The sequence below is a fragment of the uncultured Eubacterium sp. genome, from assembly GCF_934295145.1.
In the GTDB taxonomy this organism is placed as follows: Bacteria; Bacillota; Clostridia; order Lachnospirales; family Lachnospiraceae; genus Eubacterium_I.
In genome coordinates, this window is sequence record NZ_CAKRAS010000035.1 from 1 (window position 1) to 17574 (window position 17574).

Consider the following 17574-nt stretch of genomic DNA (forward strand, 5'->3'; position numbering starts at 1 on the left):
GAGGGTAGTGAGCGTCTAGCGTCCTGACAGGATGCTTCGTTTTCGTATTAAAAATTAAATTTCAGCCAACAACAAGATAAACAAGAATTGTATAAAAATAAAAAATCCTGTAGTAAACGACACCTTTTTTCCGTTATTATATATAGAAGAGATAAATCACAATCTTTTTACTACGGATATCTGTAAATGGTTTTTCGAATCTTTAAAAAGATTTCGAGACTGCACACAAATAACGGGGAGGAAACGTTATGCTTTTGTTTTTAACCATGCTGGACAGCGACGAGGACCGGTCCAAATTTGTTCAGCTTTATCATAAATATCGATATTTTCTATGGTACCTGGCGCGTGAACGGTTGCAGGACGAACATCTGGCGGAGGACGCGGTGCAGGAGGCCTTTTTAGCACTGACACGTCACATGGACAAGGTTGGCAGTGTGGAATCTGCAGCAACGCGGAATTTTCTGGCAACCATTGTAAAAAATAAAGCAACGGATCTCTTACGAAAACGCCAGGGAATTACGGAAGAGGAAGAAGCTTCCCAAAAACAGGAAGCAGAAGTTTTCGGAGAAGATCTTTTGGACCAGTATCTGGTACAGGAAAGTTATGAACGCATTTTGCAGGCCATTCAGAAGCTGGATGAAATTTATCGTGTGGTATTTGAATTTAAATATTTGCATGAGCTTTCCGACAGGGAGATTGCCAATCTGCTTGGAGTAACACCAAAAGTGGTAAATGTGCGGATTTTCCGGGCACGGAAAAAATTGCAGAATCTTCTGAGAGAGGAGTGAGGGAGCAATGAACAGACAAAATCAGGACAGAGCAGATAAAGTCGCACATGTTTATAAAAAAGGCAGAAAAGTGCGAGGTGCGGACGAAGTGCTGAAACGGGCATTGGCGGATTGTATGCAGGAAGAAGCGCAGCAGACGCAGAAAAAGATGGAAACGGAAGGACAGCATGCATTTTCAAAGCCGTTTATTGAAAAGATGCAGTTTGTTTTAAAACAGGGAAAACAGGCAGAAGAACAGCAGAAAAAGAAAGTGCGTGGACGGCGATGGACCCGCGTGGCAGCAGCTTGTATCGTATGTGTGGTTGTGGCAGGTGGAAGCTGGATTGGCTTGCGTGGAAATGTTAAAACATCACAGAATGAAACTTCCGGTTCGGCGGCAAAAACGGAAACTGCAAGCGAGGAGGAAAGCCTTGAAATGGGAAAGTCAGATTATGCTGATACAATAAGTGGAAACGTGGATGCTTCGGATACGCAGGAGAATGAATCTAATGTTTTAAATGAGGATAAGAAAGAAGGCAGTCGGGATTCGGTGGGTACAGAGGAAAACACATCGGCATCTGTGGGGATTCTTGCAAAGAATGTGGATATAAAAGTGCTAGAAGTGACACCAACATCCCTGAAAGTAAGATTGACAAATAACGGTGATGAAGATATTAGTTTTGGAGATGATTACGAAGGTATAGAAGTTTATGATGAGGCGACAGATACATGGATGGAGTGTCAAAAGCAGTATGAAATCGCTTGTCACGATATTTTGCATTTTGTGAAGTCAGGGGATAAACAGAATTGGTTTGACTGGTACGTAGACTGGGCAAATGTATACGGTTCTCTTGAGGCAGGGCATTATCGCCTGCAGAAAAATATTTCCATTGGAAATATCGATGGTGGCGACCAGTATGTGCAGCTAATTCAGATTGAATTTAATGTCAGATAAGCTATAGCCAATTCAGATCGAAAGTGATGTCAGTTAACAGCAGTGATTGCAGGAGGAGAAGAATCATGAGAGAAAAGAAAAAAGCGGGAAAATGGATACTTTGTATGCTGTTAGTTGGATGTATGCTGTTCACAATGGGATGTGGAAAAAGTGCGCAGTCAAGTGCAGACAGCAGTGGCACAAATCGCAGTGAAAGTGGTTTCGGAGGTTTTCAGGCAGAAAGTCAGAAAATGACCAGTGCGGGAACAATGACTGAAGGTGGTGCCACAGAAGCAGCGGTAAATATAGACGATGCCGTGGAACAAAGTGCACAGGACTCCGGAGAACAGGGAACAGATACGAATGGAACAGAATTTGAACAGGTGGAAGGGGTTAACACAGAGCAGAAACTGATCAAAACAGTCCATATGTCAGCAGAAACGACCGAGTTTGATACATTGGTGGCTGAAGTACGTGCGAAAACGAAAAGTGCCGGCGGTTATGTGGAAAATTCAGATGTTGGCGGAGATTATGGAATGGATATGACACGATATGCATATCTTGTTCTTCGTATACCGGCAGATAAACTGGATGATTTTGTGGGCGAAGTGAAAAATGCGTCTAATGTGCGATCCTTTGGCGAAAGTACGGAGGATGTTACGCTGCAGTATACAGATCTGGATACCCATATTAAAGCACTGCGGGAAGAGCTGAATGCATTGTTTTCCATGATGGAGCAGGCCACATCGATGAAAGATATTCTGGCTATCCAGTCCCAGATCACGGATGTGCGTTATGAGATAGAAAGTTATGAATCACAGCTTCGTGTCTATGACAATCAGGTAACTTACAGTACGGTATATCTGGATCTGTATGAAGTAGACCGGGAAAGTTCCACAGCGGGAACAACATTTGGGGAGCGTGTGAAAGCAAAATTTAATGATAATCTGTACCAGATGGGACAGGGACTTCAGAATTTTATGGTTGGATTACTGGGCGGATTGCCAATCCTGCTTCCAATCATTATCATTTGCGTGGTAGTTATTGTTGTGCTTCGCAAATTTTGGAAAAAGAGAAAAAGTGGCGGACAGGAAAAAACAGAAAAGTAAGAAACGACAGCTGTAGTTGGCTGTGACGGGAATCCACCTTGCGGGATTCCCGTTTTTGTGGTAAAATAGAAAAACTTTAGTGAACATTTGTTCAATGTCAAGCATATATTTGCTCGAAATTTTGGGAAAAGAACGCAAAAACAATTTAAATCACCTTAAAAGAGCAGTTTTGTTCACAAAAAGGGGAGTTTGTTCGAAAAAGATACTTTGAGTTGAAAGGATGAAAAAATGGCAGATAAAGTAACATATGATGCGGGGAGTATTTCCGTACTGGAAGGTCTGGAAGCAGTTCGTAAGCGTCCGGGCATGTACATCGGAAGTGTGTCCCGCAAAGGTTTGAACCATCTGATCTATGAAATCGTAGATAATGCGGTGGACGAGCATTTGGCAGGAGCCTGCAGTGAAATTAAGGTGACGCTGGAAGCAGATGGTTCCTGTACCGTTGAGGATAATGGACGAGGAATTCCGGTTGGAATGCATGAAAAAGGTGTTCCTGCGGCAAGACTTGTTTTTTCCACGCTGCATGCCGGAGGAAAGTTTGATGATTCTGTATACAAGACGAGCGGAGGTTTGCACGGGGTTGGATCTTCCGTAGTAAACGCATTGTCCACCTATCTGGATGTACAGATCAGCCGGGACGGTGCAATTCACCATGACCGTTATGAGCGCGGAGTGGCTGTGGAGCCGCTGGTAGATGGTTTGCTTCCGGTAATCGGAAAGACCAAAAAGACCGGAACAAGGATTAATTTTCTCCCGGATCCGGAAATTTTTGAAAAGACAAGATTCAAAGAGGATGAAGTAAAAAGTCGCTTGCATGAGACTGCATATCTGAATCCGAATCTGACAATTGTATATGAGGATCTGCGCGGTGAGGAGCCGGAGCATATCGTTTATCATGAAGAAGAAGGTATCATCGGATTTGTCCGTGATCTGAATAAAAAAGCAGAAGTATTGCATGACGTGGTTTATTTCAAGGGAGAGAGCGAAGGCATCACCGTGGAAGCTGCATTTCAGTATACCAATGAGTTTCATGAAAATATTCTTGGCTTCTGTAACAACATTTACAATGCAGAGGGAGGCACACACATCACTGGTTTCAAGACGATTTTTACCACAGTGATGAATCAATATGCCCGTCAACTTGGAATTTTGAAGGAAAAGGATGCAAATTTCACCGGCGCAGATGTGCGTAATGGTATGACCGCGGTTATTTCCATCAAGCATCCGGATCCGCGTTTTGAGGGACAGACCAAGACAAAACTGGATAATCAGGATGCCTCCCGTATTACAGCGAAGGTAACCGGAGATGAAATACAGTTATTCTTTGATAAAAATCTGGAGACACTGAAAATAGTATTATCCTGTGCGGAAAAGGCAGCAAAAATTCGTAAGACAGAAGAAAAAGCAAAGACAAACCTGCTGACAAAGCAAAAATTTTCTTTTGATTCCAATGGAAAACTGGCAAACTGTGAGAGCAGGGATGCTTCTAAATGTGAAATATTTATCGTCGAGGGAGATTCTGCAGGAGGGTCAGCTAAGACTGCCCGTGACCGTAACTTCCAGGCGATTCTTCCGATACGTGGAAAAATTTTGAATGTTGAAAAAGCAAGTATCGATAAAGTGCTGGCCAATGCGGAGATCAAGACAATGATCAATGCGTTTGGGTGCGGTTTTTCCGAAGGATATGGCAATGATTTTGATATTTCCAAATTGCGTTATGACAAGATTGTCATTATGGCAGATGCCGATGTGGATGGTGCGCATATTTCCACACTGCTTCTGACATTATTCTATCGCTTTATGCCGGAACTGATCTTTGAGGGGCATGTATACATTGCGATGCCGCCACTTTATAAAGTGATTCCGTCAAAGGGAAAAGAAGAGTATCTCTATGATGATGCAGCATTGGAGCGTTACCGTAAGACACACACAGGAAACTTTACACTGCAGCGTTACAAAGGTCTGGGTGAGATGGATGCAGAACAGCTCTGGGAGACCACACTGGACCCGGAGACACGTATGCTGAAAAAAGTAGAGATCGAGGACGGACGAATGGCATCGGATGTGACAGAAATGCTGATGGGTACGGATGTGCCGCCGCGAAAAGCGTTTATTTATGAGCATGCAAATGATGCTGAATTAGATATTTAGTAGGAGAAAAACATGGCTGAAAACAGAGAGCAGATCATCCGAACCGAGTATTCGGAGATCATGCAGAAATCATATATTGACTATGCAATGAGTGTTATCATTGCCCGTGCCCTGCCGGATGTGCGGGACGGATTAAAGCCGGTACAGCGCAGAACGCTGTTCGATATGCATGAGCTGGGCATCCGCTATGACCGCCCGTATCGTAAGTGCGCGCGTATTGTCGGTGATACCATGGGTAAATATCATCCCCATGGTGACAGTTCTATATATGGAGCCCTGGTCGTGATGGCACAGGACTTCAAATACGGTATGCCGTTAGTAGATGGACACGGAAACTTTGGCTCTATCGAGGGTGACGGAGCTGCAGCAATGCGTTATACCGAGGCACGTTTGCAGAAAATCACACAGCAGGCGTATCTGGCAGATTTAGATAAAGATGTGGTAGATTTTATCCCGAACTTTGATGCGACAGAGAAAGAGCCTTCCGTACTTCCGGTAAAAGTACCGAATATTCTGATCAATGGTGCAGAGGGAATTGCGGTAGGTATGGCAACCAGCATTCCGCCGCACAATCTGGGTGAAGTCATTGACGGTGTGATTGCATACATGAAAAATCCGGATATTACTACAGAAGAAATGATGGAGTACATTCCGGGACCGGACTTTCCGACAGGTGGAATCGTTATTAATAAAGATGAATTGGTTTCTATTTACGAATCCGGAAATGGCAAGATCAAACTGCGTGGAAAAGTTGAGATTGAGCCGGTAAAGGGCGGAAAAGAACGTATTGTTATCACTGAGATTCCTTATACCATGATTGGTGCAAATATCGGCAAATTCCTGAATGATGTATACAGTCTTGTTGAAACGAAAAAAACATCCGATATCGTGGACATTTCCAACCAATCTTCCAAAGCAGGTATCCGTATTGTTATTGATCTGAAAAAAGGAGCGGATGCACAGAATCTGTGTAATTTATTATACAAGAAGACACGACTGGAAGATACCTTCGGTGTAAATATGCTGGCAGTTGCCAATGGTAAACCAGAGACTATGGGATTAGTATCTGTAATCCGACACAACGTACAATTCCAGTACGAACTTGCAACCCGCAAGTATACAACACTGCTGAAAAAAGAGCAGGACAAGTGTGAGATTCAGGAAGGTCTGATCAAGGCATGTGATGTCATTGACCTGATCATAGAAATTCTGCGTGGAAGTAAAAATATCAAACAGGCAAAAAAATGCCTGATCACCGGAGAGACAGAAGGAATCAAATTCAAATCCAAACTTTCCGAAAAGACAGCTTCCATGCTTCATTTTTCCGAGCGACAGGCAACAGCCATTTTGGAAATGCGTCTGTACAAGCTGATCGGACTGGAAATTGAAGCACTGATGGCAGAGCATGAGGAAACTCTGAAAAACATTGCACTGTATCAGGAAATTCTTGGCAGTCGTTCTGCGATGGCAAAAGTCATTATCAAAGAGCTTAAGGCACTGAAAAAAGAATTTTCACATCCGAGACTTACTATGATTGAAAACGGAAAAGCAGCTGTATACAAAGAAAAAGAAGTAGAAGCTGTTCCGGTTGTATTGCTGATGGATCGTTTCGGTTATGTGAAAACTGTGGATAATTCCGTTTACGAGCGCAACAAAGAAGCGGCAGACAGTGAAAATAAGCAGATTGTTCCTTGTATGAGTGATGGAAAAATCTGTCTGTTTACGGATAATGGTCAGATGCATCTGGTAAAAGTTGCTGATATTCCATATGGAAAATTCCGTGATAAGGGAATTCCAGTGGACAATATCAGTAATTATGACAGCAGCACAGAAAATATTGTATACATCACTGCACTGGAATCTATCATGGACAAGAAGCTGCTTTTTGTGACAGAACAGTCTATGTGCAAACTGGTGGCAGGCAGTGAATTTGACGTTTCTAAACGAACCACTGCAGCTACAAAATTGCAGGAAGGAGACAAAATCCTGTACATGGCAGTGGCAGAACCAGAGACAACATTAGTGCTCCAGTCACAGAAAAACTATTTCCTGCGTTTTGCTACCGAAGATATTCCGGAGAAGAAAAAAGGAGCAGTCGGTGTGCGTGGTATGCGCCTTGGCGCCGGAGAACTGTTGACGGATGTATGGCAGCTGAATAATGAAAAAGAAGAGATTATTATGGTAAAAGAAAAGGCGGTTCATCTGAACCGGCTGAGAGTTGCAAACCGCGATACCCGCGGGGTAAAGAAGTAGAAGTTTCGGGTAATTGTGTGGTTAGAAATATAAGTTATGAAAAGGGACTCTGCGATTTTTTCTCTGTAGCTAACAATCGCTTACAGAGAAAAAATAGCCAGAGTCCCTTTATTTTTAGCCTGTGCGTCAAAACCACACTGCTTACCCTTACGTCGTGCCGCGCATGCATATAAATCTTGGAAATAAATAATAAGTACATTGTTGCATGCGCAGATTATGAGTAGCACGTGTAGTGTATGCTACTATGCAAATGGCTGCTAATTTTATAACGTAAATAAAAATCAGAGAAAATTTCCTCGACGAGCGGTTCAGAGAACGACTGAGTTTTGCGAGTTTTGCGCGAGTGGGAAACGACCAGCTTTTATGAGAGTTGGGAACGAGCGCGATAAAACCGAAGCAAAACGAGGGCAGTGAACGGTTAGTGAGTGAGGAAATTTTCTCTGATTTTGTTTTTATATACTAAATTTTAAGCCATTTTAACAGAAAAATGCATGAGCCGCCCGTACAAGATATTCGGTATCTTTCACTCCGGCTGTCTCATATGGTGAATGCATGGCCAGCTGCGGCAATCCGATATCCACTGTATTGAGTGCCACCTGTGTATTTGAAATATTTCCCAGTGTGGATCCGCCTGCAATATCGGAACGATTTGTGAACGTCTGTACTGGTACATCTGCCTGTTTGCAGATATCGCGAAACATTGCTGCGGATACTGCATCGGTACAATATTTCTGGTTTGCATTGAATTTGATCACAATACCACCATTCAGGTATGGGCGGTTTGTCGGGTCTGCCATATCAGTATGATTTGGATGAACTGCATGTGCATTGTCAGCGGAGAGCATCAAACTGTTTGCCAGATGAATGCGGTAATCTTCCTGATCATAGCCAAGTACTTCATGGATCCGCTCCAGTGTATCACGCAAAAATGTGGATGCTGCCCCTTGTTTGGTGCCGCTTCCCACCTCTTCGTTATCAAATACACAATGTAAAGCAAGAAAATTGTTTTTTTCTGCGGACAAGAATCCTTTCATGGACGAAAATGCACATTGCAGATCATCCAGTTGTGGGGCAGAAACAAACTCTTCGGAAGCTCCCCAGATGCTGGCCGGTTCTCTGTTATATAAGAAGAGATCGTGACCGAGGATGTCATCTGTGGAGATACCTGCTGCTTGAGCAATTGTTTGCATAAAGGTATCTTTCGCGCTGCTCATGCCGTAGAGCGGGAGCATATCTTTTTGTGCATTATATTTGTATCCATTGTTTGCTTCACGGTTCATGTGAATTGCAAGATTTGGAATCATCACCAGATCACGATCTACATTTACCAGTCTGCTTTCCAGTTTGCCGGTGGAAGGATTTTTTACGATCACACGTCCGGCCACAGAGAGCGGGCGGTCAAACCACGGTGCAAAAATCATTCCGCCATAGCGTTCTACATTCAGTTTGATATAATGTTTTTCCACTTCCATTTCCGGATTCTCCTTGATTTTAAAGGAAGGAGAGTCGCTATGGCTTGCCATGATGCGCATGCCGTCAAAACCATTTGACGGAATAGAAAAGGCAATGATGGAAGAGTCGTTTCGGGTGACAAAATAGTGTCCGCCGGCCTGCAGATTCCAACGCTGATTTTCTGAAAGTGCAGTATAGCCGTTTGAGAGAAATTCTTTCTTCATAGTGTCCACTGCGTGAAATGCTGAAGGACTATGCTTTATAAAATGAGTCAATTCTGTTGCGATATTCTGTTGCATAAATTTTCACCTCAATCTGTTTTTTGAAAATAGGTCTATAAAAGACCTTTGCTTATTGTAGCACAGACCAATGCTATTTGGAAAATAAAAAGAGTTTGATTTTACATGAAAAATGGTGATTCTGAAAAAAATGTAGAAAAAACAGGAAAAATCACATGGAATAATGACGAAAACAAGGGGAGAAAAAGTGTACTGATAGTTGAATTTGCACAGAATAGATTGATAAATGCATAACAATCGTTGACAAGGCTATTTTTTATATGCTAGTATAATGCCTAGGCAATTTTTGCAGGCTTTTATGTGTATGACATCATTTTTTTGCAAAAAGAGGAATGAATGTTGTAAAATATGAAAGATGTGGGAATTGATGATTCACAATGAAGTATGACATATACAAGAACATACTTCGCAAAAATGGAAGGGAGAGTTAATACATCATGACTTGGGCTTTTATTATTCCAATCATCGGCATCATTGCATTATTGGTTGCCGCTGGATTAGCTGCCAATGTAAAAAAACAGTCTGAAGGAACAGACCGTATGAAAGAAATTGCAGCAGCAATCCATGAGGGTGCACAGGCATTCCTGATGTCTGAGTACAAAATCCTCGTTATTTTTATCGTAGTTGTATTTGCCGCAGTTGGATTTGCAATCAGCTGGGCAACAGCGGTATGCTTCATCATCGGAGCATTTTTCTCAATCATCGCAGGTTACTGCGGTATGAATGTTGCTACAAGAGCAAACGTAAGAACTGCTAATGCAGCAAAAGAAAAAGGTATGTCTGCAGCACTGCCGATCGCATTCCGCGGTGGCGCAGTTATGGGACTTTGCGTAGTAGGTCTCGGACTGTTTGGTGTCAGCATCATTTACCTTGTTACAAAAAATGATTCTATTCTGTTCGGATTCAGCCTTGGTGCTTCTTCTGTAGCTTTATTCGCACGTGTAGGTGGTGGTATCTATACAAAAGCTGCTGACGTAGGAGCTGACCTGGTAGGTAAAGTTGAGGCTGGTATTCCGGAGGATGATCCTCGTAACCCGGCTGTTATCGCTGATAACGTAGGTGATAACGTAGGTGATGTTGCCGGTATGGGAGCTGACCTTTTTGAGTCTTATGTTGGTTCTATCGTATCCGCAATCACACTTGGTCTGCTGGCTTACAAATCCGCAGCAAACCCGCTCGTTGGTGCACTGTATCCGCTTCTGATCGCAGCAGTTGGTATCATCGCATCCATCATCAGCGTATTCTTAGTACGTGGTAAAGACGGTTCTGATCCTCATAAAGCACTGAAATTTGGTGAGAACATTGCAAACGTGATCACTGTAGTTGTTGCAGTAATCCTGTCCAAACCATTACTTGGTTCTTTCCTGCCATGCGGAGCTATCATCGCAGGTCTGATCGTAGGTGTTCTCATTGGTACAGTTACAGAGCATTATACATCTGACAACTTTAAACATGTTCAGAAAATCGCTGAGCAGTCTGAGACAGGTGCAGCTACAAATATCATCAGTGGTCTTGCAGTAGGTATGCACTCCTGTACAATTCCGATCATCCTGATCGCAATCGGTATCTTCGCAGCATATCAGTTCGCTGGTATCTACGGTATCGCTCTTGCAGCAGTAGGCATGCTTGCTACAACAGGTAGTACAGTAGCTGTTGATGCTTATGGTCCGATCGCAGATAACGCAGGTGGTATCGCAGAGATGTCCGGACTGGATGAGAGCGTTCGTGAAATCACAGACTCTCTTGACTCTGTAGGTAATACAACAGCAGCAATCGGTAAAGGTTTTGCTATCGGTTCTGCAGCTCTGACAGCATTATCTCTGTTTGTATCTTATGCAGAGGCTGTAAACTTAAACAAGATTGACTTACTGGTTCCGACTGTTATCATTGGTCTGTTGATCGGTGCAATGCTTCCGTTCCTTTTCTCTGCTATCACAATGGAAGCTGTTTCCAAAGCAGCTTACAAGATGATCGAGGAAGTTCGTCGTCAGTTCAAAGCTGACAAAGGAATCCTTGAAGGAACAAGCAGACCGGATTACAAATCCTGCGTAGGTATTTCTACACAGGCTGCATTAAAAGAGATGCTTCTTCCGGGTATCATTGCTATCGTAGTTCCGATCATCGTTGGTATCCTTTTAGGACCGGATGCTCTTGGTGGACTTCTTGCCGGTGCACTTGCTACAGGTGTTATGATGGCTATCTTCATGGCAAACGCAGGTGGTGCATGGGATAATGCTAAGAAATACATCGAGGGTGGACATCATGGTGGAAAAGGAAGCGAGCCGCACAAAGCAGCCGTTGTTGGTGATACTGTAGGTGATCCGTTTAAGGATACATCAGGTCCGTCCATCAACATCCTGATCAAACTGATGACAATCGTGTCCTTAGTATTCGCACCGTTATTCTTATCTATCGGTGGAATCTTAATGTTCTAGTTCGAACTTAATAGTTACCTGAATTGAATGAATGTAAGGTTAACAAAATTCAGGTTATGATATGAAATCGGGAACTCTTATCCCGGCGGCTAACAATCGCCTGCCAGGATAAGAGTTTCCGATTTTTTTAACATTGAGATAAAACAGTGGCCGGTCACAAAGAGGCTGTGTTTATGAACAAGTAGTGAAAGCGGCTTGCAATTCAAGGCGAACGCACGTGAGATGTGGTGTGCAATAGGGGATGTTTGGCAGTTTACTAATGGTATGCATTGCCATATGATACAAAATAAATAGGATAATATTGTGCAATAGTGATGAAAAATAAGTATAAATATTTATATGTATTGTAAGATGAAAATAAAAGTGATAGTATTACTATCATAAAAGAGGTGGTGAAACGGAGTATGGAGAAGACGGAGAAAATTCTTTCTGCAAGAGAACGGCAGGCATTACAGAAAAGAGACCAGATAATAACTGCATCGATGGAGTTATTTTGGGAAACGTGTATTGAGGATACGTCCATGGAGGAGATCGCAAAGCGTGCAAAGGTGGGAGTTGCTACTGTATACCGCTATTTCTCAACAAAGATAGAGCTTGTGGTTGAAACCGCACAGTGTTATTGGAAAAAAGTAGCACAGAAATATCTTGGAGAGTTAAATGAAGTTACAGAGCAATCTGATGCAGAAACAGATATGGAAGCGGGCGAGGAGTATCTGGTGTCTGCAACAAAAAGTGGAGCAGACCAGCTTCAGAAAATTATGGAGATTTTTTGCGATATTTTTGCAGAACAGAAGGCATTTCTGAAATTTTTACAGGAGTTTGATGTGTTTGTGAAAAAGTATCAGATATCCGGAGATGGACTTGCTAATTATGAGACCGGTATTTTGAACTTAAAGCCGTATATGACAAATGCATTGGAAGCAGGGCAAAGAGACGGTAGCCTCGTATTTCACTGTTCTGTGGATGAAATGTATTTTTCTCTGACCCACGCAATGCTGGCTTTGATGGAAAAACTGTCCGTGGCAGGAGATATTCTGCTGTCGGATCAGATTGTGGCAGGTGATCAGCAGATTCGTGTGATTTCACAGTTATTATTGGATGGAATGAAAAAAGGATGAAAAGGAGAAGGGTGTTATGAAAAAATTATCAACAGCAAAAATCTGGCAGTTTGCGGCGGGACAGTTTGGATGGGCGATGTTATCCGGCATTATTTCAAACTGGTTAGTTTATTTTTATCAGCCGGACAGCACGGCCATCAGTCAGGGGCAGACGGTGTTTATTCCACAAGGATTGGTTGTGTTTGGAATTTTTACGATTATCGGAGGAATTACAGCGTTTGGAAGAATTTTTGATGCGTTTACGGATCCGATGATTGCATCGCTTTCAGACCGGTGTACATCGAAAAATGGACGAAGGATTCCATTTTTGAAATGGGCTTCCCTGCCATTGGCACTTTCTACCGTGCTTGTATTCTGGTCACCGGTGAACAAAAACAGTCGGATCAATGCTGTATTTCTGCTGATTATGATTTTAGCATACTATCTGTCAATTACGGCATATTGTACGCCTTATAATGCGCTGATTCCAGAACTCGGACATACGCAGCAGGAGCGCTTAAATATCTCCACAGTGATTTCCTTTACGTTTATTGCAGGTACGGCGGTAGCTTATCTGGCACCAACAATCTGGGGGAACTTTATTCCGGTGTTTGGCAGAATCGGTGCAATCCGCGTGACGTTTACGATTATGGCAGCGGTTGCATTCATCTGTATGCTGATTCCGGTATTTTGCATTAAGGAAAAAGATTATGTCAATACAGTTCCGGCGAAAGAGTCTGTATTTAAGTCTTTGGTGGAAACCTTCAAAAACGGAGAATTTCGGAAATTTGTCGGATCGGATATTTTTTACTGGATTGCTTTAACGATGTTTCAGACGGGGCTGCCGTTTTTTGTAACCAGTCTGCTGAAACTTCCAGAGACGATGACAACATTGTATTTTGTTGGTATGACGGCGTTGTCACTGGTATTTTATATTCCGGTAAATAAGCTCACGCCAAAGCTTGGCAAGAAGAAAATGATTCTGTTTGCATTTGCGGTATTCAGTATCTGTTATTTTTACACTGGATTCATGGGAAAAATTTCCTTTATTCCAGAGACAGTTCAGGGACTGATCCTTACCGTTGTGGCAGCACTTCCAATGGCTATTTTCGGTATTTTACCGCAGGCGGTTGTGGCAGATATTGCGCAGAGTGATGCGATGACTTCTGGAAGTAATCGTGAGGGAATGTTTTATGCGGCCAGAACTTTTGCATTTAAACTTGGTCAGAGTCTGTCTATGCTGATTTTTACGGCAGTTTCTACGATTGGATCGGGAAACGGAACCGGTTATCGGATCGCAGCATTTGGAGCAGCAGTATTTTGCTGTGTTGGCGGTATTATTCTGATGTTTTATAATGAGAAACGGATTAATGGGATTATTACAAAAGCAAAGAGGTAGATGTTTTCTTTGATGCTATTGGTAATAGATTGGTTGATGAAAAGGATTTGAGGGAAAGAGGAAAATCGTCATGGAGATAATTCGGGAAAAAGAATATGATACAGTGATGAAGGAAATAGTGGAGCCGTATCTAAAGAAGCATGGAAAAAGTGGATATATCAGCAGTTATGATGGTATTGGAAAAATTCATGTAATGCGCTATCTGGCAGAGAATCCCAAAGGTGTGATCGTGATCTGTCATGGTTATACAGAATCGGCACCGAAATACGATGAGCTGGTTTATTATTTTCAGCAGGCAGGATATCATGTCTATCTGCCGGAACATTGCGGACACGGTTTGAGTTATCGTCTGACGAAAGATCCTTCTCTGGTACATATTGATAATTGGAAACGTTATGTCAGAGATTTCCTGCATGTTTGCGAGTATGTCAGAAAGAAACATCCGGATTTACACTTAAATTTGTTTGCACATTCTATGGGCGGTGCGATAGGCGGCATTGCAGCTGCATGGAAGCCGGAGTGGTTTCAGCATGTGATTTTAAATTCTCCGATGATCCGACCACATACTGCAAATGTTCCGTGGGGAATTTCAGCGTCGGTGTCAACGCTCCAGTGCCTAATCGGAAAAGCAGAACATTATGTGCTTGGACAGAAACCATATGAAGCGAGTGAAACATTTGAGACAAGTGCATCTACATCAAAACCGAGATTTACGCGCTTTAACGAACGCAGAAAAGCAACAAAAGAGATGCAGATCTGTGCGGCATCTTACAGCTGGCTGTCGAATGCTGCAAAGATGAACACGTATCTGATGCGTCATGCGTGGAAAAAGTATACGGCACCGATGTTGATCATTCAGGCAGAATGGGACGATTATGTGTGGACAAGTCAAATACAGAAGTTTGCTGATAAGATTAAAAAACATGGTATAGCTGAATGTGAATACCTGTATCTGTCGGAAACAAAACATGAGACATACAGCAGTAATGATGAGACGATGGACAAGTATATCAATAAGGTTTTTGCGTTTCTTCAGAAATAAAAGCTTGCCAGATTTTATGGGCGGTTATATACTGTTCTACATGCAATCGGATTCTGCACGTAAAAAAGGTATGGCAGATAACGGGCATAAAAGAAAAGATAAGGTGAAGGAGAAACAGAAAATGGGGATTTTTGATCGATTTAAGGTTTTAACGGTAAATGATGCCATTAATGAGTCAAGAACAGATAAAAATGCAGTACTGATCGATATTCGTGCCAAAGATGTATATAAACGCGGGTATATCAGCGGAAGCATCAATATTCCAATGACGCAGTTAGAACTGATTGAAAAACGTGTTCCGGATAAGGAGAAAAAAATTTATATCGTTGGAAGCTATGATAATGAACCGAAAAAGGCAGCAAAAAAATTAAAGAAAATGGGATATGAAAATGCGATTCCAGGAGGAAGAATGGAAGAGCATGAAGGTCCATTGAAGAAAATGAAATAAAATATGAAATTTGGCGATTGACGCTTGTTAATCAAATGAATACGGAAAAATAAATACGGCATAATATCAAAACAAATTGATATTATGCCGTATTTGCGTTATAATTAGCGGAATATGCAAAAGACGGTTGACTAATAATTTAGCGACATATAAAGCGGATTGCGAATGTCCGCTTTACGAAAAACGATATGGTACAGAAATGGTAAATGATGGAAAAGAAAGAAATCAGAAAACAGTACAAGATGCTGCGAAATAAAATGAGCGAGATGGAAGTAAAAGAAAAATCAGATCGAATCTGCCAGAACATCATCTCAAGTAATTTGTTTCAGCAGGCAGAAAGAATATTGGCGTATGCGCCACTTGGCAATGAAGTAGATATCCGCCCTGTAATCGAAGAAGGATGGAGACAAAACAAACGTATTGCATTTCCGAAAGTATTTGGCGATACAATGAAATATTTTGAAATCAGTGATTTTTCAAAACTGGAAGAGGGAACGTTTCATGTGATGGAACCGAAGGAAGATTATCCGGTGGACTGGGAAGAAGCTCTGGTGCTTGTGCCGGGAGTAGCTTTTGACCGTCAGGGTAACCGCATGGGCTATGGCAAAGGCTACTATGACCGGTTTTTTAAAGGAAAAACAGATTGTGTAAAAGTAGGAGTGGCTTATGAACTGCAGGTGGCGAATCACCTGCCAACAGAAGAAAATGATCTGCCTATGGAATATCTGGTGACAGAAAAAGGAGTATGGAAAAGACAATGAATTATATAGAAGCAATGGATTTCCTGGAAGAAACAAAGAAATATGGTAGTCAGCTGGGTCTGACCAGTATTCAGAATCTGATGGCAGAACTTGACAATATACAGGATGAAATCCCACTGGTACACATCGGTGGTACAAATGGAAAAGGTTCTGTGGGCGCTATGCTTTCCCAGGTCTTGACAGAAGCCGGATATCGCGTGGGCAGATTCTGTACGCCGGATGTATTTGTTTATGAAGATGAGTTTCAGATGAATGGCATAAATATAGAAAAAGGACGGCTGGCACAGCTTTTTACAAGGGTAAAAGCGGCCTGTGAAAAACTGGTGGCACAGGGAATGGCACATCCTACCCGGTTTGAAGTGGAAACCGCGGCAGCCTTTTTATGGTTTTATGAAGAAAACTGTGACATGGCATTGCTTGAAGTCGGAATGGGCGGTGCGACAGATGCAACTAATGTGATCAAAAAGCCACTGGTCAGCGTGCTGACATCCATCAGTATGGATCACATCCGTTTTCTTGGGAATTCACTGGCAGAGATCGCAACTGTAAAAAGCGGCATAATCAAACCACAGGTGACGGTAGTTACCATGCAGCAAAAGCCGGAAGCAATGGAAGTCATTAAGAAGAAAGCAGAAGAAATGCAGGCAGAGTTGATTGTTGCGAATATCTCTCAGGTGCAGAACATAACGCAAAAAGATGGTCGGTATGCATTTGAATGGAAAGCACCAAGGAGAAATAGCAATGAGCTATGTATTGCACCGAATGCTGTAAAAAACAATATCCAGAAAGAAGAATCAGAAAGAGATTTTCTGTGTATTCCAGTTACACTTTCCCTCTGCGGTGCATTTCAGGTAGAAAATGCAGTCTGTGTGATAAATGCATTGCGGATTCTACAGAAAAAGTATCCGAAAATCACAGGAACTGTGATTCAACAGGGACTTTCACATACCATCTGGCACGGTCGTATGGAACAAATCGGAACGGGACCGGATTTCTATCTGGATGGGGCGCATAATGAAGATGCGGTGCGCAAACTTCGAAAAACATTGGATGAAGGATTTTCCGACCGCAGAATCGTGTATATCATGGGCGTGCTGGCAGACAAAGACTACGAAAAAATGATTCAGATGATGTTCCGACCGGGAGATCATGTTTATACGGTTACGCCGCAAAATCCACGGGCTTTGGATGGGAAAGAACTGGAAAAACAGCTTTTAGAGCAAAAGATTGATGCACGATATTGTGAAAATGTGCAGGATGCGGTATTATATGCTTTACGGGATGCGCAAAAAGGAGATATGATATTGGCATTTGGTTCGTTATCCTATCTGCGAAATGTGCGGGAAGCGTATGAAAATTGTAAATAAATTGCAAGTAGCGCAAGCGGATTGCGAATGTCCGCTTTACCAGTAATGCTGAAAGCATGA

At 42.4% G+C, this 17574-nt stretch carries 14 protein-coding genes; 13 read left to right on the forward strand and 1 reads right to left on the reverse strand.

Going from position 1 to position 17574, the window contains the following annotated elements; translation table 11 throughout:
- Window positions 1-248 precede the first annotated feature (248 nt).
- The 5 genes from Q0I54_RS08415 to Q0I54_RS08435 all read left to right on the forward strand — a co-directional run bounded on the left by Q0I54_RS08415 (window position 249) and on the right by Q0I54_RS08435 (window position 7214).
- Complete coding sequence (locus Q0I54_RS08415; protein WP_296117945.1) at window positions 249-788, forward strand: RNA polymerase sigma factor; 540 nt, start codon at window positions 249-251, stop codon at window positions 786-788.
- 7 nt (window positions 789-795) lie between these two features.
- On the forward strand, window positions 796-1722 hold the full coding sequence (locus Q0I54_RS08420) for an immunoglobulin-like domain-containing protein (RefSeq protein ID WP_296117946.1): 927 nt from the start codon (window positions 796-798) through the stop codon (window positions 1720-1722).
- A 65-nt stretch (window positions 1723-1787) separates the two neighbouring features.
- Window positions 1788-2810, forward strand: coding sequence for a DUF4349 domain-containing protein (locus Q0I54_RS08425; protein WP_296117948.1), 1023 nt, complete (start codon window positions 1788-1790; stop codon window positions 2808-2810).
- A gap of 228 nt (window positions 2811-3038) precedes the next feature.
- Window positions 3039-4961 carry a type IIA DNA topoisomerase subunit B gene (locus Q0I54_RS08430; RefSeq protein WP_296117950.1) on the forward strand — a complete coding sequence of 641 codons (1923 nt, stop codon included), beginning with the start codon at window positions 3039-3041 and terminating at the stop codon, window positions 4959-4961.
- 12 nt (window positions 4962-4973) lie between these two features.
- Window positions 4974-7214 carry a DNA topoisomerase (ATP-hydrolyzing) subunit A gene (locus Q0I54_RS08435; RefSeq protein ID WP_296117952.1) on the forward strand — a complete coding sequence of 747 codons (2241 nt, stop codon included), beginning with the start codon at window positions 4974-4976 and terminating at the stop codon, window positions 7212-7214.
- 476 nt (window positions 7215-7690) lie between these two features.
- On the opposite strand, the gene Q0I54_RS08440 is transcribed toward Q0I54_RS08435, so the two are convergent.
- Entirely contained in the window at window positions 7691-8965 is a 1275-nt protein-coding gene (locus tag Q0I54_RS08440) for a M18 family aminopeptidase (protein ID WP_296117953.1), read from the reverse strand.
- 105 nt (window positions 8966-9070) lie between these two features.
- Here Q0I54_RS08440 and Q0I54_RS08445 point away from each other — a divergent pair, with 105 nt between their 5' ends.
- From Q0I54_RS08445 to Q0I54_RS08480, 8 genes are all read left to right on the forward strand, one after another.
- A complete protein-coding gene (locus Q0I54_RS08445) occupies window positions 9071-9199 on the forward strand; it encodes a hypothetical protein (RefSeq protein ID WP_296117955.1) in 129 nt (42 codons plus the stop codon).
- Window positions 9200-9402: 203 nt separating this feature from the next.
- A complete protein-coding gene (locus tag Q0I54_RS08450) occupies window positions 9403-11400 on the forward strand; it encodes a sodium-translocating pyrophosphatase (RefSeq protein ID WP_296117957.1) in 1998 nt (665 codons plus the stop codon).
- A 404-nt stretch (window positions 11401-11804) separates the two neighbouring features.
- Window positions 11805-12518 carry a TetR/AcrR family transcriptional regulator gene (locus tag Q0I54_RS08455; RefSeq protein WP_296117959.1) on the forward strand — a complete coding sequence of 238 codons (714 nt, stop codon included), beginning with the start codon at window positions 11805-11807 and terminating at the stop codon, window positions 12516-12518.
- 16 nt (window positions 12519-12534) lie between these two features.
- A complete protein-coding gene (locus Q0I54_RS08460) occupies window positions 12535-13896 on the forward strand; it encodes an MFS transporter (RefSeq protein WP_296117961.1) in 1362 nt (453 codons plus the stop codon).
- Window positions 13897-13966: 70 nt separating this feature from the next.
- Window positions 13967-14938 carry an alpha/beta fold hydrolase gene (locus tag Q0I54_RS08465; protein ID WP_296117963.1) on the forward strand — a complete coding sequence of 324 codons (972 nt, stop codon included), beginning with the start codon at window positions 13967-13969 and terminating at the stop codon, window positions 14936-14938.
- A 121-nt stretch (window positions 14939-15059) separates the two neighbouring features.
- Window positions 15060-15386 (forward strand): rhodanese-like domain-containing protein, encoded by a 327-nt coding sequence (locus Q0I54_RS08470; RefSeq protein ID WP_021739533.1) that lies wholly within the window; start codon window positions 15060-15062, stop codon window positions 15384-15386.
- Between the two features lie 206 nt (window positions 15387-15592).
- Complete coding sequence (locus Q0I54_RS08475) at window positions 15593-16147, forward strand: 5-formyltetrahydrofolate cyclo-ligase (protein ID WP_296117966.1); 555 nt, start codon at window positions 15593-15595, stop codon at window positions 16145-16147.
- Window positions 16144-17514, forward strand: a complete 1371-nt coding sequence (locus Q0I54_RS08480; protein ID WP_296117968.1) for a folylpolyglutamate synthase/dihydrofolate synthase family protein — start codon at window positions 16144-16146, stop codon at window positions 17512-17514. Before Q0I54_RS08475 ends, Q0I54_RS08480 begins: the two co-directional genes overlap by 4 nt.
- The last annotated feature ends 60 nt before the right edge of the window (window positions 17515-17574 follow it).